Origin of the sequence: Methylothermaceae bacteria B42 (assembly GCA_001566965.1) — a bacterium.
GTDB lineage: Bacteria > Pseudomonadota > Gammaproteobacteria > Methylococcales > Methylothermaceae > Methylohalobius.
In genome coordinates this window covers 91,418-113,673 of sequence record LSNW01000030.1, presented here as the reverse complement: position 1 = coordinate 113,673, position 22,256 = coordinate 91,418, and the positions used below count along the sequence as shown (strand labels likewise).

General features: G+C 49.0%; 27 protein-coding genes and 1 pseudogene. 21 read left to right on the top strand and 7 right to left on the bottom strand.

Annotation, left to right across the window (positions count from 1 at the left end; genetic code table 11):
* Nucleotides 1–14 precede the first annotated feature (14 nt).
* The 4 genes from AXA67_09420 (at nt 15) to AXA67_09405 (ending at nt 3,403) form a co-directional block, all read left to right on the top strand.
* A complete protein-coding gene (locus tag AXA67_09420) occupies nt 15–1,265 on the top strand; it encodes an ammonium transporter (GenBank protein KXJ40516.1) in 1,251 nt (416 codons plus the stop codon).
* A 46-nt stretch (nt 1,266–1,311) separates the two neighbouring features.
* Entirely contained in the window at nt 1,312–1,500 is a 189-nt protein-coding gene (locus AXA67_09415; GenBank protein KXJ40515.1) for a hypothetical protein, read from the top strand.
* Nucleotides 1,501–1,577: 77 nt separating this feature from the next.
* A complete protein-coding gene (locus AXA67_09410) occupies nt 1,578–2,840 on the top strand; it encodes a hypothetical protein (protein KXJ40514.1) in 1,263 nt (420 codons plus the stop codon).
* A 299-nt stretch (nt 2,841–3,139) separates the two neighbouring features.
* Nucleotides 3,140–3,403, top strand: a complete 264-nt coding sequence (locus tag AXA67_09405) for a hypothetical protein (protein KXJ40513.1) — start codon at nt 3,140–3,142, stop codon at nt 3,401–3,403.
* Here AXA67_09405 and AXA67_09400 read toward each other — a convergent pair.
* Entirely contained in the window at nt 3,400–3,846 is a 447-nt protein-coding gene (locus AXA67_09400) for a hypothetical protein (GenBank protein KXJ40512.1), read from the bottom strand. The two genes, AXA67_09405 and AXA67_09400, sit on opposite strands and share 4 nt — an antisense overlap.
* Nucleotides 3,847–3,982: 136 nt before the next feature.
* Between AXA67_09400 and AXA67_09395 the strand changes: the two genes are divergently transcribed.
* A complete protein-coding gene (locus AXA67_09395) occupies nt 3,983–4,351 on the top strand; it encodes a globin (GenBank protein ID KXJ40511.1) in 369 nt (122 codons plus the stop codon).
* A gap of 1 nt (nt 4,352) precedes the next feature.
* Nucleotides 4,353–5,309, top strand: coding sequence for a hypothetical protein (locus tag AXA67_09390; GenBank protein ID KXJ40510.1), 957 nt, complete (start codon nt 4,353–4,355; stop codon nt 5,307–5,309).
* Nucleotides 5,310–5,350: 41 nt separating this feature from the next.
* On the opposite strand, the gene AXA67_09385 is transcribed toward AXA67_09390, so the two are convergent.
* The 3 genes from AXA67_09385 to AXA67_09375 are packed head-to-tail and all read right to left on the bottom strand — an operon-like array spanning nt 5,351 to nt 6,563.
* The gene (locus tag AXA67_09385; protein KXJ40509.1) at nt 5,351–5,557 is read right to left on the bottom strand and encodes a hypothetical protein; all 207 of its coding nucleotides are present in this window, start codon (nt 5,555–5,557) and stop codon (nt 5,351–5,353) included.
* A gap of 40 nt (nt 5,558–5,597) precedes the next feature.
* Entirely contained in the window at nt 5,598–6,077 is a 480-nt protein-coding gene (locus tag AXA67_09380; protein ID KXJ40508.1) for a hypothetical protein, read from the bottom strand.
* Between the two features lie 27 nt (nt 6,078–6,104).
* Nucleotides 6,105–6,563 carry a bacterioferritin gene (locus AXA67_09375; GenBank protein ID KXJ40507.1) on the bottom strand — a complete coding sequence of 153 codons (459 nt, stop codon included), beginning with the start codon at nt 6,561–6,563 and terminating at the stop codon, nt 6,105–6,107.
* 246 nt (nt 6,564–6,809) lie between these two features.
* On the opposite strand from AXA67_09375, the gene AXA67_09370 reads away from it, so the two are divergent.
* Both AXA67_09370 and AXA67_09365 read left to right on the top strand, forming a co-directional pair.
* On the top strand, nt 6,810–7,268 hold the full coding sequence (locus AXA67_09370) for a hypothetical protein (protein ID KXJ40506.1): 459 nt from the start codon (nt 6,810–6,812) through the stop codon (nt 7,266–7,268).
* A 168-nt stretch (nt 7,269–7,436) separates the two neighbouring features.
* Entirely contained in the window at nt 7,437–8,135 is a 699-nt protein-coding gene (locus tag AXA67_09365) for a hypothetical protein (GenBank protein ID KXJ40505.1), read from the top strand.
* A gap of 72 nt (nt 8,136–8,207) precedes the next feature.
* Here the strand turns inward: AXA67_09365 and AXA67_09360 are convergent, their stop codons facing one another.
* Entirely contained in the window at nt 8,208–8,747 is a 540-nt protein-coding gene (locus tag AXA67_09360; GenBank protein ID KXJ40504.1) for a phosphohydrolase, read from the bottom strand.
* 385 nt (nt 8,748–9,132) lie between these two features.
* Between AXA67_09360 and AXA67_09355 the strand changes: the two genes are divergently transcribed.
* Nucleotides 9,133–9,810: a hypothetical protein gene (locus AXA67_09355; protein KXJ40503.1), complete on the top strand. Its 678-nt coding sequence runs from the start codon at nt 9,133–9,135 to the stop codon at nt 9,808–9,810.
* Nucleotides 9,807–10,244: a hypothetical protein gene (locus AXA67_09350; protein ID KXJ40502.1), complete on the top strand. Its 438-nt coding sequence runs from the start codon at nt 9,807–9,809 to the stop codon at nt 10,242–10,244. The genes AXA67_09355 and AXA67_09350 overlap by 4 nt, the downstream gene beginning before the upstream one ends.
* On the opposite strand, the gene AXA67_09345 is transcribed toward AXA67_09350, so the two are convergent.
* Nucleotides 10,219–11,124, bottom strand: coding sequence for a serine/threonine protein kinase (locus AXA67_09345; protein KXJ40501.1), 906 nt, complete (start codon nt 11,122–11,124; stop codon nt 10,219–10,221). The two genes, AXA67_09350 and AXA67_09345, sit on opposite strands and share 26 nt — an antisense overlap.
* Nucleotides 11,125–11,195: 71 nt before the next feature.
* Here AXA67_09345 and AXA67_09340 point away from each other — a divergent pair, with 71 nt between their 5' ends.
* The 3 genes from AXA67_09340 to AXA67_09330 all read left to right on the top strand — a co-directional run bounded on the left by AXA67_09340 (nt 11,196) and on the right by AXA67_09330 (nt 13,714).
* Complete coding sequence (locus tag AXA67_09340) at nt 11,196–12,062, top strand: hypothetical protein (protein KXJ40500.1); 867 nt, start codon at nt 11,196–11,198, stop codon at nt 12,060–12,062.
* 3 nt (nt 12,063–12,065) lie between these two features.
* On the top strand, nt 12,066–12,680 hold the full coding sequence (locus tag AXA67_09335) for a guanylate kinase (GenBank protein KXJ40499.1): 615 nt from the start codon (nt 12,066–12,068) through the stop codon (nt 12,678–12,680).
* Nucleotides 12,681–12,895: 215 nt separating this feature from the next.
* Nucleotides 12,896–13,714 (top strand): hypothetical protein, encoded by an 819-nt coding sequence (locus tag AXA67_09330; GenBank protein ID KXJ40498.1) that lies wholly within the window; start codon nt 12,896–12,898, stop codon nt 13,712–13,714.
* 35 nt (nt 13,715–13,749) lie between these two features.
* Here AXA67_09330 and AXA67_09325 read toward each other — a convergent pair whose 3' ends face one another.
* Entirely contained in the window at nt 13,750–15,066 is a 1,317-nt protein-coding gene (locus AXA67_09325) for a hypothetical protein (GenBank protein ID KXJ40497.1), read from the bottom strand.
* A 287-nt stretch (nt 15,067–15,353) separates the two neighbouring features.
* Between AXA67_09325 and AXA67_09320 the strand changes: the two genes are divergently transcribed.
* From AXA67_09320 to AXA67_09285, 8 genes and pseudogenes are all read left to right on the top strand, one after another.
* Nucleotides 15,354–16,172: a pseudouridine synthase gene (locus AXA67_09320; protein ID KXJ40496.1), complete on the top strand. Its 819-nt coding sequence runs from the start codon at nt 15,354–15,356 to the stop codon at nt 16,170–16,172.
* Entirely contained in the window at nt 16,165–16,803 is a 639-nt protein-coding gene (locus tag AXA67_09315) for an N-(5'-phosphoribosyl)anthranilate isomerase (GenBank protein ID KXJ40495.1), read from the top strand. Before AXA67_09320 ends, AXA67_09315 begins: the two co-directional genes overlap by 8 nt.
* Nucleotides 16,778–17,998 carry a tryptophan synthase subunit beta gene (locus tag AXA67_09310; GenBank protein KXJ40494.1) on the top strand — a complete coding sequence of 407 codons (1,221 nt, stop codon included), beginning with the start codon at nt 16,778–16,780 and terminating at the stop codon, nt 17,996–17,998. Before AXA67_09315 ends, AXA67_09310 begins: the two co-directional genes overlap by 26 nt.
* The gene (locus AXA67_09305; GenBank protein ID KXJ40493.1) at nt 17,995–18,804 is read left to right on the top strand and encodes a tryptophan synthase subunit alpha; all 810 of its coding nucleotides are present in this window, start codon (nt 17,995–17,997) and stop codon (nt 18,802–18,804) included. Before AXA67_09310 ends, AXA67_09305 begins: the two co-directional genes overlap by 4 nt.
* Before the next feature lie 16 nt (nt 18,805–18,820).
* Nucleotides 18,821–19,663 (top strand): annotated as a pseudogene (locus AXA67_09300) (acetyl-CoA carboxylase subunit beta).
* 100 nt (nt 19,664–19,763) lie between these two features.
* Nucleotides 19,764–21,074 carry a bifunctional folylpolyglutamate synthase/dihydrofolate synthase gene (locus AXA67_09295; GenBank protein KXJ40492.1) on the top strand — a complete coding sequence of 437 codons (1,311 nt, stop codon included), beginning with the start codon at nt 19,764–19,766 and terminating at the stop codon, nt 21,072–21,074.
* Nucleotides 21,059–21,544, top strand: a complete 486-nt coding sequence (locus tag AXA67_09290) for a hypothetical protein (GenBank protein KXJ40491.1) — start codon at nt 21,059–21,061, stop codon at nt 21,542–21,544. Before AXA67_09295 ends, AXA67_09290 begins: the two co-directional genes overlap by 16 nt.
* A gap of 207 nt (nt 21,545–21,751) precedes the next feature.
* Nucleotides 21,752–22,186, top strand: coding sequence for a hypothetical protein (locus AXA67_09285; protein ID KXJ40490.1), 435 nt, complete (start codon nt 21,752–21,754; stop codon nt 22,184–22,186).
* The last annotated feature ends 70 nt before the right edge of the window (nt 22,187–22,256 follow it).

The window sequence follows — 22,256 nt, the reverse complement described above, 5'->3', positions numbered from 1 at the left end:
AGAGGTAATAAAAAATGGAAAAGATTATTGAAGTCAGCTATGCGCTGGATACATTTTATTTCTTGATGACAGGAGCCTTGGTCATGTGGATGGCGGCAGGGTTCGCCATGCTCGAGGCGGGGGTGGTGCGTTCCAAAAATACTGTGGAAATTCTCACCAAGAACGTGGCCTTGTTTGCAGTTGCCTGTCTTATGTATATGTTGGTGGGCTATCAGATTATGTATCCAGGCTCGGCAGTCAATGCCGTTTGGCCTGGAATTGGTTTTTTGATTGGAGAAGATCATACCTTGGAAGAAGTGTTGAAAAGCAACGGCGAAGTGTATTACTCGGTGATGGCCGATTTCTTCTTCCAGGTGGTTTTCGTGGCTACGGCCATGTCTATCGTCTCGGGCGCTGTAGCTGAGCGGATGAAGTTGTGGTCGTTTCTGCTATTTGCAGCAGTCATGACCGGCTTTATCTATCCCATGCAAGGCTATTGGAAGTGGGGTGGGGGTTTCCTGGATCAGTTAGGATTCCTGGATTTCGCAGGTTCCGGAGTAGTCCATTTGTGTGGCGCTACCGCGGCGTTGGCTGGGGTGTTGTTACTCGGCCCTCGAGCCGGCAAATACGGCCCGGATGGCGAGATTCACCCCATCCCAGGTTGTAACCTGCCGCTTGCAACATTGGGCACCTTTATTTTGTGGTTGGGCTGGTTTGGTTTTAACGGTGGTTCGGAGCTGAAAGTCTCCGATGTGGGAGAAGCCAATGCGGTGGCCAAAGTGTTCGTCAATACCAATATGGCCGCCTCGGGCGGTGCGATTGCGGCATTGTTGACCGCCCGTGCATTGTTCGGCAAGGCGGATTTGACCATGATGCTCAACGGTGCCTTGGCTGGCCTGGTAGCAATCACGGCGGAACCTTTGACGCCGGCGCCGCTGCTGGCCACGATTATCGGGGCCGTCGGAGGTGTTATCGTGGTGTTTTCCATTGTGCTGTTTGACAAAATGCGGGTGGATGATCCTGTGGGTGCGCTGTCGGTGCACGGTGTTGTGGGAATTTGGGGGCTGTTGGCAGTCTGCCTGTCCAATCCGGATGCCAAATTGACCGCGCAATTGATTGGTATCGTAACCATATTTGGCTTCGTATTCGTGGCCAGTTTTGTGACTTGGTTCATTATCAAGCTGTTGATCGGCATTCGCCTCAGCCAGGAAGATGAATACAATGGCGCCGACTTCTCCGAATGCGGTATGGAGGCTTATCCCGAATTTACGGGGAGCGCGCGCTGATAAGCCGGGAATGATCCATTGAATCATTGGGGAGGGCGAGTCTCGGATGACCAGGTTTCTCCCCCCCGCGCTTCAATCCTTCCATGACTGGGTTCTGAGGGACGCGGATTTAGGTGATATCAGGGCCAATCAGGGGGTAAGAACTGCAATGAAAAAATGCCGGTTGAGCAAGGGTAACGGATTGATGATCCTCGGCTCAGCCGGTTTTTTTATGATTGAAATAATTAAGACTTGAAACAATAAAATTCTTTGCTATATTACAACACAGTGTTGTTTAGATTTGACAAGTTAAACCAGAAAAGAGGATATGTCATGAAATCAAACCCATTCAAATTAACATTAATAACAGTTGCCATGGGAGCAATCTCTGGCGTTTCCGTGGCCCATGACAATGGCCTGCTGCCTGAGAATATCAGCCATGCGGACAGTGCACTGGAAGCATTCACTGGTTTAGATCCCAACGAAGCCGATTTTATGAAATCGCTGGGACTTAAGGTTGGGACTTGGGCCGCTTTTGGTTATACCTATAACTTTGAACGTCCTCACAATGATATCAACGGTCCTGTCACTTTCAACTTTCGGGATGACCGGGTGCTGATTAACCAAATCAACTTTTTCATCGAACGCGCTGTTAATACCGAAGGCGACGGTTGGGACATCGGTGGCCGGGTGGATTTTATGTATGGCAGTGATACGCCCTTTACCCAGGCGGTTGGTTTAGAAATCAGCGATGCCGGCAAGCAGAAATGGATTGGCAATACTGATTCTGGTAATAACATCAATAAGTTGGCGTTGCCTCAAGCCTATATTGAAGTATTCGCACCAGTATTGAATGGCATCACTGCCAAATTCGGTCACTTCTACACGATCATCGGAAACGAAGTGGTCACCGCGCCGGATAATTTCTTTTATTCTCATGCTTATACCATGCAATATGGCGAACCCTTCACCCATACGGGTGCTTTGTTTTCCATGCCCCTGATTGATAACCTGAGCATCACCGTGGGCGCGGTGAATGGCTGGGACAGTTTTACCGCTGATATTGATGATGCCTGGAATTTCATCGGCGGCTTGAATTGGGATAACGGCGTGGAAGGCGGCGGTGCATTGTCGGTTGCACTAACGGCTACTCATGGTTCCATTGTCGGTAACCATGGGGCTGCAGATGACTTGGATCGGTCCTTGTATAGCATCGTGCTGTGGTATGACATCACCGACCAGTTGCATTTTACCTTACAGCATGACCACGGTTGGGAAGAGCAATTGGGAACCGACGACGATGCCCATTGGTATGGTATCAACAGTTATCTGTCCTATGACATTAATGATATGTTTGCCATCGGTACCCGCGCTGAGTGGTTCCGGGATGAAGGTGGTACCCGCGTGTTGGGTAATGGCAAAAGCACGAACTTTTATGAAATTACCGCAGGCGTGAATTTCAAGCCGACCCAGTGGTTCAAGCTGCGCCCTGAAATCCGCTATGACTGGAACGAAGGTAGCAGTAAACCATTTGACGACGGCACGCAAGATGATCAATTTATCTTTGCTGTGGATGCGGTGGTTAACTTGTTTTAATTCCGGTCCTCTCTGTGTTCCGAGGAATTTCTGCTTTATTTGAGATGGCTGCAGAGACAAGGATGTGCTGAGAATTTTGGAATGGTAACTGCTCAGCCATACCGCAAGAAGGCCCTATGGGTGGCCTGTTCCGAAAGACGCCGTGAATACGTCCCTGTAGGCTTGGCTTTGGCATCCCTGCCAAAGACACTTTCTCCACAGGCCACCCATAGGGCCACGAGCAGTTACTCGGAATGAATGATTTTGCCCATTGCAAAAAGCGGGATGTTATCATCCCGCTTTTTTTATGATGAAAAAAAATGACTCTAACCAACCATTATCGTTTATATGTCCTGTTCCCGGCTTTTGTACTTGTGCTGACTTTACCGGTGAATCTTTACTTCCATAAACCCATCATCACCATTGGCACCACCCTGTTGGCTTTGCTCTGGTCGTCCCGCAAGTTGGCAAAGGTATGTTGTCCTGAATGCCGGACACCGCTTAGGGAAGGGCGCTTTTTTTTCTTTGGCTTGGATCGCTGCAAGAAGTGTGGAGCATTGTTGAATGAAAGGAAAGCAGATTAGCCCTTTTTGGGGAACCGGATTAGTTTTTCCTCGCCTCCTTGGCGAACCGCGTCGGCTAAGCTATATCGATCCAAAGTGTTGAGAAAAGCTTCCAATGCCTCATCCAAAATAGAGTTCAGTACACATGCCGACTGCAGCCTGCAATCACCATTTTTGTAGTCGGCTTGCCGGCATTCCACCAGGGCCAGGTTGGGTTCCATCTTGCGGATGACGTCTCCCAAGCTGATAGCGGCAGGATTTTGACTGAGTTTCAAACCGCCGCCTTTTCCGCGGCTGGTTTCAATAAAACCGCAGCGTCCTAGGTGATTGACTACCTTAACCAAATGGTGGCGCGAGATGCCGAAATAGCCCGCGACTTCGGAAATAGTCGCGTCGCGCTCGGGTTGTTGGGCGAGATACATCAACAACCGGAATGCATAATCGGTAAAGCGGGTTAACTGCACAATGACTCTCTAATTTTTATATTACATTTCTATAATGTGCATATATAATACTATATTCCAAGTCTTGCATATCCTTCATTCAAGGGCAAGGCTGAAAATGCAACCAATTTTTGACTATACCAAAGGAGAGAGCGATATGGCGCAAACATTATTCGAAAAGCTAGGTGGAGAAGCTGCCGTCGACGCCGCTGTGGACATTTTTTACCGTAAAGTCTTGGCGGATGATCGCATCAACCGGTTTTTTGATGGTGTTGATATGGAAAAGCAAGCGGCTAAACAGAAGGCCTTTTTGACCATGGCCTTTGGGGGTCCCAATAACTACACTGGCAAGGATCTGCGCGAAGGTCATGCCCATTTGGTCGAACAGGGATTGAATGATTCCCACGTGGATGCCGTGTTAGAAAATTTGGCCGATACCCTGAAGGAATTGAATGTAGACCAGGCCTTGATAGACGAAGTAATCGCCATTGCCGAGGGCGCCCGAAATGATGTTTTGAACCGTTGATATGCCTCGTTTGATTGTTGACAATTTGGTGTTGACGCTGGAGGAAGGCGAGTCTGTTCTCGATTGCCTGCTGCGTCATGACATTGAAGTATCTTTCGGTTGTCAAGCAGGGATATGTCAGAGTTGTTTGCTGCGAAGCGTTGAAGAAGTGCCGGAAGAAGCCCAAAAGGGTCTCAATGACCCTTTGCGGGTTCAGAATTATTTTCTGGCCTGTCAATACCAACCTCAGAACGATGTCTGGATTCAATTACCTGATACCGGTAATTTTGAAGTTGAGGTGGAATCTCTCGAACATTTAACCCCGGAAGTGATGCGGCTGCGCTTATCCAAACCGCAAGATTATGAATACCGGGCTGGCCAGTTTTTGAACCTTTTTCATGAGGGCAAAAGCCGCAGCTACTCTTTGGCGAGTCTTTCCAGTGATCCTTTTTTGGAGCTTCATATCCGTCGAGTGCCAAAAGGTCTTTTTAGTCATTGGATTTTTGAACGCTTGGCTTTAGGCAGCAGAATTGAAATCGGTCCTGCCAATGGCAATTGTTTTTACACCCCCGGTCAATTTAATCAGCCTTTGCTTTTGATTGGAACGGGCACGGGATTGGCACCACTGTATGGAGTTTTGAGGGATGCCTTGAGTCAGGGACATTTAGGGCCAATCTATTTATATCACGGCAGCTCAACGCCGGAAGGACTCTATTTGCAGGAAATCTTGAGTAAGCTGCAAGGTAAACATCCTCACTTTCATTATGTTCCTTGTTTATCGCGAGGGCCTGCCATGGAAGGCATAAAGTCGGGCCGGGCGGATGAAATCGCTTTGTCGGAGCATCCCGATCTTAAAAGTTGGCGGGTGTATTTGTGCGGTAATCCCGAAATGGTGAAATCCGCGCAGAAAAAGTGTTATCTGGCGGGTGCCCGATTACAGGAAATCTTTTCGGACCCCTTTCTGCCGGCGCAACCCTAATGAAAAGCGGGCGTGTTGTGCGATTCGCCCGCTTTTAACCGTTATTCTAAGGAAATTTTCCCTGCCACTTCGTGGGAAAATTCCAGCGCGGGTATTTCCAGCCGGATTTTAACGTCAAAGGTTTCGTTGCCTTGTAATTTGCCATCCTCAATGGCTTTGAAAATGGCGTGATCAATTTTCTGTTGGGCGGTGACGCCAAATTGTTTCAGTAATTTACGGATATCCATATTCATTTTTTCTTCATTCATGGCTGATCTCCTCTGGGGTTTCTGACATGGACTAATAAAGTCAATTGAGACAAATTTGCCGCAGGGTCTCTTGTTCTAGTTCAAAAGCACGTCCAAACCCTTCGATATAACACCCTTGGTATGGATGCAGGCAAAACAAGTGAAAATCATTCAAGTTTAAAAGCACATCAATGACAGGGCCAAATGTTTCACGAAAACGGGGCATGACTTGGCTGAACTGTGTGTCTTTTCGCGTTACTTCTTCTGCCTTACATTGTAGGTTCAAGCGCCGGCGGGCGAAGGGTTGAGGGGCTTGAGCTTCATCTTCAATAAATAACAGGCTGGCTTGACCTGTTTCCATCAAATTGCGGGTGTGGGTAGCCAGTTCACTCACAAAAATATAAATATCTCCGTCAAAGCAAACTGACGGTGCATAGCTGGCGTAAGGTATTCCTGCGGTATTGGTTGTAGCCAGTATAGCTGAGTGCCGTTGAGCAAGAAAATCAGCGCAGCTTTTACAAAGTTGGTTTGGATCGGTCATTGCCGCCGGGTTTTTCTGAAGTTTCGGTCATGTACCCGAAAACGTTTGAATATCCCCGGGTTTGCGCAGCATTTTATCGACTTCACCTTGATGTAATTCTTCAGCAGCAATCATGCGCCGGGCATATTCTTCCAATAAGATGGATTTGCCTTCCACCACGGATAGAAGTTCCTTATAGACCTGTAGGCTTGCCTGCTCGTGTTCCAGCGACTCGCGTAAAATGTCCCCAATGTCATGTTTGTGGGTTTCCAACAAGGGTCCAATCCCAAGGGACGGGTGGCCTCCAAAATGGGTGATTAACTCCCCGGCTTCCTGGGCATGCTGTAGCGATTCCGTTGCCTGATCTTTCATCCAGGAGACGATAGGAATCCGGCTGTAACCGAAGACCATAAAGGAGTAATGGGTATAGCGCACTACACCAGCCAGTTCCAACTCAAGAATTTTATTGAGTAGTTCAATGGCTTTCGTTGTGTCAAGACTGCTCATGGGCAACCTCCTTAAGAATAGTTGGGGAGGGAGTTTCTATCATAACGCTAGATTCAACCTATCCCAACTGGAGATTGGGGCTGAAGGTTCTCAATGACTGAACTTTTTCAATACGAGTTCAGAGTGAGGGTAGCAGGGTAATGAAGATAGGTGTTTGATAAATAAATTCATACAATAGTCAAGCTAAATATTACAATAGGTTCTTTCAAAAAAAGCAGAAACCAGAAATTTGTGGGTGAACTTATAATGAACAAGATTCTTATTGCTTTTTTCCTTTTGCTGCTTGCGACTGGCGTCCACGCAGATGATGGGCTAAATCAAGGAGTAGATCCCTTGGCGAACTCACCGGATTGCCAGAATGAGGTTTCCGATGGATTCATTATTGATGGGTGTAATGAAAACGGCACGGTCTATGATAAAAGTAAAGACTCTTGGACGACACCGGGATTAGAAGAGCGCGACGCCCAGTTATGCGGGGAAGTATCTCGATATGCTTGGCTTGCGATCGTTTATCAAGATAAAGGCTGGACCTTGGAAGATGAAATACGCTGGGCGTTGGAAAATCTGGAACCAGGTGAATTTCGCAATTTGATTATTCTGGCCGCATCGGAAGCCTATATTTTACGCGATGGGCAGGCGTCTTTGGATGCGGTAAAGCAAATTGTATGGCCCAGATGCATGAACTATGTAAAATCCGCTTCTTGATTGGATTTGAGTCTTTGTTAATACGACTCCCGCATCGTTTTAGTTTTTGACTGCAGTATAAGTTTGACAAGATAACGACTTTATAGCTACGCTTGAGCCTTCATTGGCAAGCATAAGCCAAGTAGAGAAATTCTTGTCAAAGCAATAAAAGCAGAGTGAGGAGAAAAAATGGAAGCGAGTAAATTATTGGATCAGTTGTTACAGTCGGGCCGGGAGTTGGTAGAAAAAGGGCAAAAGTGGGTGGAAGAAAAAGCCGAAATTCCTGCTGAAGGGCCTGAGCGGGAAGCGGCTTTGAAAGGCGCTGCAAAAGGCGCTGCCGCCGCCGGTGTTTTGGCATTGTTGCTTGGCACCAAAGGTGGGCGGAAAGTGGCTGGATTGGCAGCGAAATTGGGCGGATTGGCGGCTTTGGGTGGGTTGGCCTATCAGACCTATCAAGGTTGGCACGGGGTTAAATCCACGAAGCCCGTAGAACCCGGTGTGCCCGTGGGGAATTTGCAGGGTGAAGAGGCGGAACAACGCAGTCAGGTGCTATTAAGAGCAATGATTGCCGCTGCCAAGGCGGACGGTCACATCGATGATAAGGAGCGCTCAAAAATTATTGAGCAAGCAAAAACGAGCGGCGTGGATGAAGAGACCTTAAAGTTTTTTGAAGAACAATTGAAAGCGCCTGTGGATGCCAGGGCCATAGCCGCAGAAGCCGATTCCCAGGAAACCGCGGCGGAGATTTACTTAGTTTCCCGCATGGTAATTGATGTAGCAAACGATCAAGAGCGAGTTTATTTACAAGAACTTTCTAGTGCGCTGGGCCTGGCGCCAGATTTTGTGGCGCAACTGGAACGGCGCGCAACCCAAGCCGAAGAAAGCTGATTTTCTCAAATAGACAAGCATTCCAGCATAAACCGGGCTATGGACAATGTGCTGTCCGCCCGGTTTTTTGTTTTATGGCCGTTTAGAGTAAGCTTGGTCAAATAAGGCTTCAAGCTTGGGGTGAGTGCCTCGCAGTTGATCGATTACCGATTTTGCCCAATCAAAATATGTCTGGGTTCTTTCCCGGCTCCAATGGGGAGGAGGCGAGCTAGCAAGATCGCGCAGGTTGCAAATCTTATCGGCCAGTTTTACGATTTTGGCTTCCTGGCTCAAATGAGGCGCTTTTTCAATTTGCAGCCGCCAGCGTTCGCGTTTAGGGAGGCGCATGTCATCGCTGACTTCATGCACTATTGCGGCCACTTTGGGCCCGAAGTGACGGGCAATTTCTTCCTTACTGGTATTGGTATCCTCCAAGGTATCGTGCAAGATGGCCGCGCAAAGAATATCCGGATCTTCTATGCCTGCTTCACAGCAGAGCACGTTTAATAGATCAATGGGATGATTAATATAGGGAGAGCATTCGGCATCGATCCGGTGCTGCCCCCGGTGTTTGTTGGCGGCAAAGGCAAGTGCCGCTGCTACTTTTGCAAGTGCTGAATTAGATTGGCTCATCTAGTGATAAGGCTAAAGAAACCGGGAATTATGTTAGTTGAGGGTATTATAAGCCAATGTAGGTGGGGGTGTTTCAGGACTCCGTCATCTATTCATACCGGGGCGGGTGGTCTGCTTCGAAAAACGCCGTGAATACTTCCCTGTAGGCTCCACGCCGGCCTCCTTGCCGGCGAGGCTTTCGAAGCAGACCACCCGCCCCTTCAATCAATCCTTTACGTTTTTAGATGACCTGATCCTGGTGGTGTTTTAACCTGTCGCAATCATTGGTTGTAAGTTACTGCTCAGGCTTTCGTGGGTGGCCCGTTCCGTAAGATGCCGTGAATACATTTAAGCTTTTAAACAATATGGACAAGTATTTACGGCTGTAATTAATTAGGTCGATTGGATGAACCGTTATTTCAAAGCACTATTTCATCTTGGATTATTAACCCTGATGCTCGTGGCGTTGCCATTGGTGGGTGTGTGGCTGGCGGGCAAACCGCTAAGCGCATTCCTGGCATTTCCGCCGCTGGCACCCAAAGTCGAACCTTTGGCTTTTTCTTGGCCAATATTTATCGCCTACGGCGTTTTTGAAGTGCTGTTGTACGGTGCCTTGATTTATCTTTTGTGGCCAGAAAGGCGGGAATATATCCAGCACCCTCGGCGTTTGCCTTTTTGGGGTTGGGGAATGTTGGTTTATTTGGGGTTTGCTTGGTTTTTGGCGTGGCAGCGTCCAGAATGGGCTGGCGGATGGTTGAATCACACTTTTACTTTATTGTGGTTGGGGTATATCGGAGTGGTAAATGCCTTTTGTGTTTGGCGTGGTGGTTGGAGCCTTTTAACCCATCGCCTTGGGTTTTTGCTGGGTTTGTTTCCTTTGAGCGCTTTGTTTTGGTGGTATTTTGAATACCTTAACCGTTTTGTTGGCAACTGGCATTACCTGGGGGTGGAATCGCTTTCGCCTTGGCAGTATTTCATTCAGGCCACACTGCCTTTTTCGACGGTGTTACCCGCGGTAATCAGTACTTTAGTCTTGTTGGCGATGTTCCCTTTGGGAAGGCAAAAGAGCTTTCCACCCTTGTGATTCGCCGCCCGCGTTTATGGGCTTGGCTGTCTTTGGGTTTTGGCGGTCTGGGGTTGGTGGGCGTCGGGAGTTGGCCCCAATGGTTTTTTCCGTTGTTGTGGGGCGCGCCTTTGTTGTTATTCGTCGCGCTGCAGGTATTACTGGGGGATAAGACCTATTTTGCGCCCTTGGCGCATGGGCGCTGGGAAATCGTGGCACTGCCTGCATTGTCGGCATTAATTTGCGGTTTTTTTTGGGAAATGTGGAATTATTGGAGTGACCCTAAATGGGTATACACCGTACCCTTTGTCTCCCGCTTTAAAATTTTTGAAATGCCTCTTTTGGGCTATTCCGGCTATTTGCCCTTTGGGTTGGAGTGTGCGGTGGTTGCACACTGGTTGGCCAGGCTACTAAACCAGCCTGATGATGCTACCCGGATTCCAGGAGTTTTCTGAAATCCGCAACGGTTTGCGGTCTTTCTTCCGGGGCCAGCTTCATGGCTTGGTCGACGGCTTTCAGAAAGCCTTTGGGATAATTGGTTTGAAAGCGATTGAGCGCGGGTTTGAGAAGATCCTTGTTGACTCGATCAGTGACTGAAGGCGGCGTCTTCCGGTCGATACAGGCCCTCAAGGTGGCGCCCAATGCATACAGGTCACTCCATGGGCCAATCGAGCCATGGGCTTGAAATTGTTCCAGAGGCGAATAGCCTGGCGTCCTGACTTTGCCGGGTTTTTTCCAGTTGGGCGGCATGGGATAAGGGCGGGCAGCGCCAAAATCCAGTACCAGTGGATTGCCGCCAGGGCGGATTAAAATGTTTTCCGGTTTGATATCCAAATGTAGAAAGCCGTGATTATGGATGGCTTCCAGGGCGTCTAGCAATTTATGGCAAAGAAAGTAAAGAAACTCCGCTGTAAGCTTGTCAGGCTTGTTTTTCATAAACCAATTCAGGTTTTTGCCGTAGTCGTAAGTCATTACCATGTAAACTGTGGTATTGGCGCGGAAGAAATTGACGACTTCGACGATATTGGGGTGTTTCAGGGTGGCGAGCATTTTGGCTTCTTCAATAAACAAGCGTCTGCCTTGGGAGAATTTTTTTTTGGTTTCCTCGCTATGCGGTGTAATCTGATTGTCCCAGGAGCGGTAAGCCAATTTTCGGGGCAAATATTCTTTGATAACCACTTGGGTTTGGTCGTGCAGTTGCCGTGCCAGGTAAACCGAGCTAAATCCGCCATTGGCAAGGGGGCGCTCGATCACATAATTGTCGATGACCGTGCCCGGTTGCAGATAGGCAAAAGCTTCGTGATGCGCTTCCGGTTCTAAATATTCCTTAAACATAGGGTTTCATTGAAAGGCAATGGGGCTAATACTTAAGCTTAGTCGAGTTCACACGTTTATGGGTGTTGCCTATGGTTTATAGCATGACGGCGTTTGCCAGTCATCAGGTGCAAGCGGATCAATTTTTGATTAGCTGGGAAATCCGGTCGGTCAATTCCCGTTATTTGGATCTGGTTTTGCGTTTGCCGGACAAATTGCGGTTTTTGGAACCACAGATCCGGAAAATGATAGGCCAGTCCATACAGCGGGGGAAAATAGAATGTAGCGCCAGGCTGGATCCTGTGCCCGATGCCAAGTTAAGTTTTACCATTAATGCAGGGATCATACAGGCGGTAATTCAGGTTTTGGAGCAAGTGCGGCCTTTGCTTTCCGATCCGGCACCCGTCTCTCCCTTAGAGATTATCAGCTGGCCGGGAGTGTTGTCGGAGCCGGAGCCGGCCCAAGAGGCGTTGCAAAAAGCGGCATTGGAAGGCCTGCAGGAGGCTTTAGATAAACTTATTGCGGCTCGCAGACAGGAAGGGAGTCAGCTTAAAAATTTTCTTCTGCAACGTTGCCAGCAACTGGGTGACCAAGTTAAATTGGCGCGTCAAGCCGCACCTGAGGCGCTTGCAGCGCTCCGGGAGAAGCTGATAGCAAGAATCGAGGAAGTCAGTATCGAGCCGGATCGGGATCGACTAGAGCAAGAATTGGTTTACCTGGCGCAAAAGCTTGACGTGGCGGAAGAATTAGACCGGCTGGAAACCCATGTTAAAGAAACTAGGCGCTTACTGGAACAGGATCAAGCCATTGGTCGCCGGCTGGATTTTTTGTTTCAGGAGATGAATCGGGAGGCGAATACCCTGGCTTCGAAATCAGCATCCACGGCACTTACCCAATGCGCGATTGAAATGAAGGTTCTCATTGAGCAGATGCGCGAACAAGCTCAAAATATCGAGTAAATTATGGCAACAGGGAATTTGTTTATCGTTTCAGCCCCTTCGGGCGCGGGAAAGACCAGTTTGGTGAAACGGCTTCAGAACGAACTGGAAGACATCGTGATTTCCACTTCCCACACGACCCGTCCTCAACGTCCGGGGGAAGTTCATGGAAAGGATTATTATTTCGTCACCGTGGAAGAATTTGAGCAAATGTTAGCCCAGGATGCTTTTTTGGAGTATGCCAAGGTTTTTGATCATTATTACGGCACTTCCCAAAAGGTGGTGATAGAAAGTTTGAATCAGGGGTTGGATGTGATTTTGGAGATTGACTGGCAGGGGGCCAGGCAAGTCAAGGAGAAAATGCCGCAGAGCCGCTCTATTTTTATTTTGCCGCCGTCGCGACAAGTTTTGGAAGAGCGGTTAAGGTCGCGAGGCCAGGATAGCCTGGAAACCATTGCCCGTAGAATGCGTGATGCAAGGGATGAAATCTCCCATTACAAGGAATATGATTATCTGGTGGTTAATGATAAATTTGAACAGGCGCTCAGAGAACTGAAAAGCGTTATTATTTGTTATCGATTGCGCTTGGAAAGGCAGCAAGAAAAGCTTGCAGGGCTGTTAAGAAGTTTACTCGAATAATTTATACAGAACATGCCCATAAGGATTTGGCGGCTTTAGGATTTATTTAGGGGCTGGGGTATTTCTTTCGTGCCTGCTGGCGGTCTGGGTGGCTGCCAAAAGTGTCAGTAAATTTTACAAGAATGCTCTGGTCGTTCCATAATGCTTTGATTCCTAACGCATGGCTTGAATTTTGCTTCATATAGATATTGGATAAGAATAACTGGATTGGCCCAATGATTCGTTTAAAACTGCTGCTGTTAATCTTGGTTTTCCTTCAATCCAATGGATTGATGGCCAAAGAATGGAAGCTTTCAGGGCGTCAGTTGCGAAACAGTGCGCTCCAGTACGAGCGGGGCCAGGGGGGTAAGCAGGATTATGCCAAGGCCTTTCGTCTATACTGTCTGGCCTCTGCTCTGGGAGATCGGCCATCCCAATATCATTTGGGCTGGATGTATTTTAACGGCCGGGGCTTGAAACGCAACAAGCCCGTTGCGATGGGTTGGTTCCGGCGCGCGGCGCGCCGTGGAGACCGATATGCATTGAGGATGGTTAGGCAATTTAAGGACATCCGACCTGTTAAAGATCTTGATTGCCCAGTGACAGCCGACCCCAAAAAAATGGATAAAAAAGCGGTTATCGCTTGGGCAAAAATCCTGGGCCAGGAATTAGAGGTAGACCCGAAATTGGTCTTGGCGGTCATCAAAACGGAATCAGCATTCAATGCTTCAGCGTTATCGCCTAAAGCTGCCTATGGTCTTATGCAGTTGATGCCAAATACCGCTAAAAGGTTTTCTGTGAACCGCATGAATCCAGTGGAAAATATGATTGGTGGGGTTTTGTATTTGCGTTGGCTTTTACAGCACTTTCGGGGCAACGTAAAACTTGCTCTGGCGGCCTACAATGCCGGAGAAAATGCAGTGCATCGTTATCGCGGCGTTCCACCCTTTAAGGAAACACGCCTCTACGTAACGAAGATTCTTGCCGATTATCAAAGAATAAAACATCCCATTCCAAGATCAGCACCTATTAAGCTATGGTACCTAGAAGTGTAGGTGGTTAAGGAATCGCTGGATTATTCAACGTTTCTCTAACGGAGAAACGATAACGCTTCGTTAATTTGGGCTTTCGCTTGGTGCAGTACTTTCAGTGAATATTCGGGGGATAATTCACCATCGCGTAGTTTTCTGCAGGCAGGGATGGTGTTGATGGGCGGCAGTTCCGAGATTTGTTTTAGCTCAATTGCCCGGTGTAGTTTGGAAAGCATGATGATGTCGCTTAAGGATAGATCATCTCCGCTATCGTGAAGCCATGATTCCGCGAAGAGCGGGATTTTTGCCAGTTCTTCTGCAAAGTCCCATTTTTTCAAAATGTAATAGCCTACAGGCCCTCTTATTACCGGCAAGGCGGCATCCACTTCCCCCATTTCATAATGGCTTTGCGGGAAGTTATCGACAAAGGCGAGAAAAGCGGTTTTTCCAATGTCATTGATTAATCCCGCCAGGAGCGCTTCTTCCGGGTCACGCCACTGATTGTCTTTCGCCAGTACATAGGAAAGCGCGGCTATGTGAAGACTTTCTTTCCAAACGTTTTTAAATTTTTCTCTTAATTGTTGTTGTTCGGATTTAAACAAATCCTTCATACACAAGGTGAGAACCAAACTACATGTGGCCTTCAAACCAAGCCGGCTAACAGCTTCCAGGCAGTTTTTAGCGGGGTTGACGGCCATATACAGCGGACTATTGGCTATATGAAGCAATTTAGTAGCGATAGTGGCGTCAAGCTGAACGATTTTGGCGGCTTCCGCCACGCCAATATCCTCTTTTTGTACTGCTTTGCGGAGCCTCACTGCTACATCAGGCAGGGTAGGCAACTTCAATTCCTCATTGCTGAAATGTTGGCTAAACGCTTGAAAAAGCTGGCTATTGGCCAAAGTCTCCGGAATATTCCAGTTTTCTGGATTCAAAATTAGGTCGTCTCCAGAATGGATATCCTGAACATTCCTATGCATCACCCGAGATGAGGTTCTGATGACCTCGATATCGGTTTTGGAAATCGCAGTCACATTGTGAGTTTTTCCGGAAGAGAGCGGGAATCTGGATTTGGCGCTTCCTGCGGTAATTTCGTATTCTTGTCCTTCCTCTGATTTAATGATGACGGTGCCTGAAAGAAGATAGAAAACATGATCTTCGCTTTCACCACGTTCAAACAGGATGGAGCCCGGCCCATAGGTTTCCGTTGTTTGGGATAAGGCGAAAGCCTCAAGCTCCTCGTTGCTGAAGTTACGCAAAGGAATTAGCTGCTTTAATTCGGCCACGGTGAGGGGACGTGGCGTTAATTGCAACGAAGGAACCAAGCGCTGTTGATCAGAGCGGCTCTTATCCTTGTTTAAAAAACGTTTCAGCATGACCTTAGAAAATATATGAAGCAGGAGCTTAAAATTCTGCCTATTGCCTATCTGTTCACTTGAAGCAGTAAAATAAAGCGGCTTATTCGAGGTAAAGAAACCTTAAATTTGGGGGCATATATTTCCACAGCTGGAAGAGTCGTTTTCGCCCCACTCTAAACCATAAGCATAGATGAATTTACATCAAAACGAGACAGAAAAGCTAATTTTACCGCCCTTTGTCTGTCATATAGAATCTATTTGTATTCAATATTTGACCAATCTTTAGACAAAAAATTTTTTACACCATGCGCATCGCTCTTAAATTAGAATATGATGGCAGCCGCTATGCAGGTTGGCAATTTCAAAAGCATAGTGATTCCATTCAGGAACGGGTGGAAATTGCCTTGAGCAAAATTGCCGCCGCCCCTATTCGGGTGATTGCATCGGGCCGTACCGATGCCGGCGTCCATGCCTGGGAGCAAATTGTCCATTTTGATGTCTCTGTCCAGCGCCCCCTTAAAGCCTGGTCCATGGGGGCAAATACATATCTGCCCGATGATATACGTATCCTTTGGTCTCGCGGTGTAGAAGATGAGTTCCATGCCCGTTATCAAGCGATTGCCCGTTATTACCGCTACCGGATTTTTACCCGGAAGACAGCCTCAGCGTTGCTGCGGGAACAAGTGACTTGGTGTTATTATCCTTTGGACGTGACGGCAATGCAGGTGGCGGCAAATCACCTCCTTGGGGAGCATGATTTTAGTTCGTTCCGCGGCCCTTATTGTCAGTCCAAGAGCCCCTACCGACGAGTGTACTTATTGGAAGTAAGCCGGGAAGGGGAGGAAATCGTGGTGGATCTGATTGCCAATGCTTTTCTCCACAATATGGTAAGGAATATTGTGGGTGTACTAATGGCCATCGGCAGTGGCAAGCGCGATCCTGACTGGGCCAGAGAGGTTTTGCAGGCCCGCGACAGAACGGCGGGCGGGGTCACCGCGCCGCCTCATGGTTTGTATTTGGCCGGGGTGTGGTATCCAGATTATTTTGGTATCCCGCGGCATCAGGTTTTTGATCGTCTCCCCCAAGATTTGAAGCGAATAGAGATAGAGGAAGATTTTGCATAGAATCCGGGTTAAAATTTGTGGTTTGACCCGCGTTAAGGACGCGGAAATTGCGGCCAATTTGGGCGCTGACGCATTGGGCATGGTATTTTATCCCCCTAGCCCCCGGCATATTACGGTTGAAAAGGCAGCGGAAATTGTAGGCAGTTTGCCGGCTTTCGTGAGTACGGTGGGTTTGTTCGTCAATCCAACTGTCCAAGAAGTGGAAGCGGTTCTCGCCGAAGTGCCATTGGACGTCCTGCAATTTCATGGCGATGAACAGCCGTCCTTTTGCAGCCATTTTTCCCGGCCGTACATCAAAGCGATTCGGGTGAAGCCAGGCGTGGATTTGAATTTAGAGGCCCGGCGTTTTAATTCGGCGCAGAGTTTGCTTTTAGATGCCTGGCATCCAAAAGCGAGAGGCGGTACGGGGCAGTCTTTTGACTGGGCCTATATTCCCCCCAACTTGCCGCTACCCGTAATCTTGGCGGGTGGGTTGTCCCCCAGCAATGTTCGAACCGCCATTGAACGGGTTCGTCCTTTCGCTGTGGATGTCAGTTCCGGGGTGGAGTCCAGGCCCGGCATTAAAGATAGCGAAAAAATGGCGGCTTTTATTCAAGAGGTAACCTATGGCGACTGCACCAGAGCAGCTTAAAAATTATCAGTGGCCCGATGTCAATGGACATTTCGGCCGCTATGGCGGGATCTTCGTCCCCGAGACGTTGATGTATCCCTTGGAAGGGTTAAACGAAGCCTACGAAAAATATTTGAGGGATCCACAGTTTTTGGCTGAATTGGATCAAGATCTTCGGGATTATGTGGGCCGTCCTTCTCCTTTATATTTCGCCGAGCGATGGACCCGGGAATTGGGAGGCGCAAAAATCTATCTCAAGCGTGAAGACCTCAATCACACGGGGGCTCACAAGGTAAATAACACCGTGGGGCAAGCGCTGCTGGCAAAACGCATGGGTAAAAAGCGGGTAATTGCCGAGACCGGCGCCGGTCAGCACGGGGTGGCGACAGCTACCGTGGCGGCGCGCTTGGGATTGGAATGCGTGGTGTACATGGGGGAAGTGGATGTCGAGCGGCAAAAGCTCAATGTTTATCGGATGTCCTTATTGGGTGCGGAGGTACGTCCCGTCTCTTCCGGCTCTAAAACCCTCAAGGATGCCTTGAATGAGGCGCTTCGGGACTGGGTAACCAATGTGGATGACACCTTTTATATCATTGGCACCGTCGCCGGTCCCCATCCCTATCCGGCAATGGTACGTGATTTTCAATCGGTGATTGGACGCGAGGCCAAGCAGCAGATTCTCAAGCAAGCCGGGCGCATGCCGGACGCCCTGGTGGCTTGCGTTGGCGGTGGTTCCAATGCCATCGGTTTGTTTTATCCTTTTTTGGAACACGAAGACGTTGCATTGTACGGCGTGGAAGCGGCGGGGGAAGGTATCGAAACCGGCAGGCACTCGGCTCCCTTATGCGCGGGACAACCAGGAGTATTGCATGGCAACCGGACCTATTTGATGGAAGACGAAGATGGCCAAATCATTGAAACCCACTCCATTTCCGCTGGCCTGGATTATCCCGGCGTGGGTCCTGAACATGCCTGGCTGAAAGATACGGGCCGGGCCAACTATGTGAGCATCACCGACACCGAGGCCCTGGAGGCTTTTCATAGCCTGACCCGAATTGAAGGCATCATGCCCGCCTTGGAATCCAGTCACGCGTTGGCATACGCCATGAAACTGGCGCCACAAATGGAAAAGGATGAAATTATGATCGTCAATGTATCTGGACGAGGTGATAAAGATATTCATACCGTTGCCAAGTGGGAGGGGCTGAATCTGTGAGCAGGATTGCCCAAACTTTCGAGCGTCTGGCCAGTCAGGGACGCAAGGCTTTGATTCCTTTTTTGACTGCAGGAGATCCGCAGCGCGGATTCACGGTACCGATGATGCACCAAATGGTGGAAGCTGGTGCGGATATTATCGAACTGGGCGTGCCGTTTTCCGATCCTATGGCCGATGGGCCAGTGATTCAGCGGGCCAGCGAACGCGCGCTCCGGCACCACATCAGTTTGCGGGATGTGCTGTCGATGGTAAGGCAATTCCGCGAGCAGGATGGAGATACTCCGGTGGTTTTGATGGGGTATTTGAACCCGATTGAAAGGATGGGATATGCCCAATTCGCTTCCGCGGCAGGCGAATCCGGCGTTGATGGGGTGCTCACCGTGGATATGCCCCCTGAAGAAGCAGGGGAGCTATTGCCTTTATTGGCTGAAGCCGATATCGATCCGATTTTTCTGCTGGCGCCAACGAGTACTCCCGAGCGAATTAAAAAAGTGGACGGAGTAGGGCAGGGTTATCTCTATTATGTCTCTTTAAAGGGTGTGACTGGTGCGGCTCATTTGGACTTGGATGACGTAAAACGGAAAGTTGATGAGATTCGGGCTTTGTCAACGTTGCCTGTGGGCGTTGGCTTTGGTGTCAAAAATGCTGAAACCGCGGCGAAAATGGCCAGTATTGCCGATGCTGTCGTCGTGGGTAGCGTGTTGGTGAGTCAAGTAGAAAAAAATAATGAACAGCCGGAACAAATTGCCGCTGCTATCACCACATTGTTGGCTGAAATGCGGGCGGCAATGGACAAGGTCGGCTAATTAAGGTTGAAGATTAATGAGTTGGTTTCAAAAATTAGTTCCTTCGAAAATCCGTACCGAAGGTAATCGCAAAAGCACCGTGCCGGAAGGGTTGTGGAGTAAATGTCCCGCTTGTAGTGCAATTCTCTACAAGGCCGAGTTGGAACGCAACCTGGAAGTTTGCCCCAAGTGCAACCACCACCTGCGCATCAGCGGTCGCAGGCGTCTGCATTTTTTTCTGGACCCGGAACATCGGGAGGAAATCGGTGAAAATTTGCGTTCCACCGATCCACTCAAATTCAAAGATACCAAAAAATACAAAGACCGCTTGTCCCAAGCGCAAAAAACCACCGAGGAGACTGAAGCGCTGATTGTCGTCCACGGTCGCTTGAAAGGTGAGCCCTTAGTGGCGGCGGCGTTTAATTTCCAGTTCATGGGAGGGTCTATGGGATCGGTGGTGGGCGAACGTTTTGTCCGCGGCGTTAATCGGGCGCTGGAGCAGCAAATCCCCTTTGTCGTGTTTTCCGCCAGCGGCGGCGCGAGAATGCAGGAATCGCTATTATCATTGTTCCAAATGGCCAAAACTTCGGCGGCTTTGGCCCGCTTGTCGGGCGCGGGTTTGCCTTTTGTTTCGGTGATGACCGATCCCACCATGGGCGGCGTATCGGCAAGCTTGGCCATGCTGGGGGATTTGAATATTGCTGAACCCAATGCCTTGATTGGCTTTGCAGGCCCCAGGGTGATAGAACAAACTGTCCGTGAAACCCTGCCAGATGGGTTTCAACGCAGCGAATTCCTGCTTGAACACGGCGCGCTGGACATGATTGTGGATCGCCGTGATATGCGCGATACCTTGGCGAGCCTGTTAGCCATGCTCACCCATCGGCGGATGCCTGAAAAATCTGAGAGACCTTCAGAGCCTGAGGAGGTAGGCCTAGAAACAACACCAGGTGTGATTCCGGAACCTTCCGAGATAGGGCATGAGGGCGACGGCGAAATCTAAACCGTCCCGTTTTAGCAGGCTTGCCGATTGGCTTGCCTGGCAAGAATCCCTTCACCCCCGGAAGATCGATTTAGGGTTGGCCCGGGTTAAACGGGTTTTCGAGTCCTTGCGGCCCGATTATCAACAACCCCTGACCATCACGGTAGGGGGAACCAATGGCAAAGGTTCCTGTGTCGCGTTATTGGAATCCATTTTACGCGCCCAGGGTTATCGGGTGGGCGCCTATACCTCCCCCCATATACTTCACTATAACGAGCGTATTCGCATCAATGGCAAGCCCGCTGCCGATGAAGCGATTTGTAATACATTCTCGCGTATAGATCAGTGCCGTTTAGGGACCACCTTGAGTTTTTTTGAGTTTGGCACGTTGACCGCTTTAGACTTATTTGCCGAAGCTGCGGTGGATGTGCAATTGCTCGAAGTAGGGCTCGGCGGCCGCTTGGATGCCGTGAATATTATTGACGGCGATGTGGCCTTGATTACCAGTATTGACATCGATCACAAGGGTTGGCTGGGAGAGACCAGGGACGCCATTGGTTTTGAAAAGGCCGGCATTTTTCGGCGGGGCCGTCCCGCAGTGATCGGGGATACCAAGCCGCCGCAATCTTTGCTGGATTATGGCCGGGAAATAGGTACCCACCTGTACCGATTGGGCCAGGATTTTAGCTACGAATATTCGGGGAACGAAAGATGGACTTGGCAGGGCTCCCGTTTGGCGCTAAAGAATTTGCCCCTGCCGGGCCTGCCAGGAAAACAGCAACTTGCTAATGCCAGTTCTGTCCTGGAGGCATTGATGCACCTTGCTCAAGCGCTTCCAGTGGACAGGTCCGCCATTGAAGAAGGGCTTCAAAAAGCGCGCTTGCAGGGAAGATATCAACTTTTACCCGGGCGACCGCAAATACTGCTGGATGTCGCCCATAATCCTCAAGCAGCGGGTTTGCTGGCGGAGTATTTACTGCAAAATTTTCCCGGGAGGAAGATTTTCGCTTTATTTACAGTCATGATTGATAAAGATATCGAAGGCGTTGTTTCCAGCATGCGAAATATTATCGATGGCTGGGTGCTGGCGCCGTTGGAAAATACCAGAACCATGCCGGAAACCCGTTTGCTCGAAGCCTTTTCCAAATTGGACATGCCTTTGCCTGTTGCTGGATGTAGCAATATCGAGGAGGCTTGGGAAAAGCTTCAAAAGCAAGCGGGGCCTGATGATTTGCTGGTGGTTTTCGGTTCCTTTTTTTTGATTTCAGCTTTTTTATCGGGTCCTGGAAAAGCGTGGAACAACGACTGAAACAACGCTTGGTTGGCGCGGCGGTATTGGTGCTGTTGGCGATAATCTTTTTGCCCATGTTGTTTGAAGATGCCCTGGAGCAGGATCGTATTTTTGATGCGCAGCCGCCAACTTTTCCCAAGCAAGAATTTGAAGCCCGGCTCCGGCAAATGCAAGAAACCACGGCTGAAGCGGGCAATCAGGCTTTGGCTCGGTCCAAGTCATTGCCTAATGTTCCTGTTCCATCTGCATGGGCGGTGCAGGCTGGTAGTTTCGCCCAGGCTGAGAACGCGACACTCATGCGGGATCAGTTACGTCAGGCGGGTTTTCCCGCTTTTGTCGAAGAAGCCAGTGGATCGTCGAAAAAGAGCCTTTACCGGGTTTTAGTCGGTCCTGCCCTAGAAAAAGACAAAGCTTTGCAATGGCAGGCGGAATTACAAAAAACACTGGGACTGAGCAGTTTTGTTGTTTCCCATTCGTTGGGCAACTGATTTAATTTCCACCCAGTCTCTTTGTCTTTTTAGCGTTGAGTCACATTTTCTTCATTTAAGTTAACTATGATTAGTTAAAAGGATGAGTCCACCCAGGATGGACGCATATTGTTTCGTTTAAAGAATCAAACTGTAATAGAACTATTATGAATTTTTTAATCTATAATAATCGACAGTTCTATCTATAAACTTAAATGAGGTGACTTGATGAAAAAAATCGTACTATTCCTTGCATTGGCGTTAGGCATGGCGAATGGGTTTGCTGATGATTCCAAGCAAGTTTCGGAAAAAATGGCCAGAGATGCCGTTGCTCAATGGAATGCTGTACTGCATTCGGGCAACATTGATGCATTGATGCGGTTGTATGCCAACAATGCCGTGGTGTTGTTGCCAAATGGAAAAACTGCCAAGGACAAGCAGGCAATCCGCCGTTTTTGGAAGCAACTGCTTGATTCCAACCCGAATCACTTCAAACTTGATTTGACAGATGTGATTTATGCCAAGGATGACACCGTGGTTTCATCGGTGCGTTGGGTGAATAAGGAAGACGGCCTGGAGTATTCCTATGATGGCGTGATTTATAACGTCTTCAAGCGTCAGGCGGATGGCAGTTGGAAAGCCCAGGCGCAACGCTGGAATTAATTGACTAAAGCTAAACTTTAGCGCAATCAAGTCAACCGTTCAGAAAGGCCCCGGCGGTAAGCCGGGAATC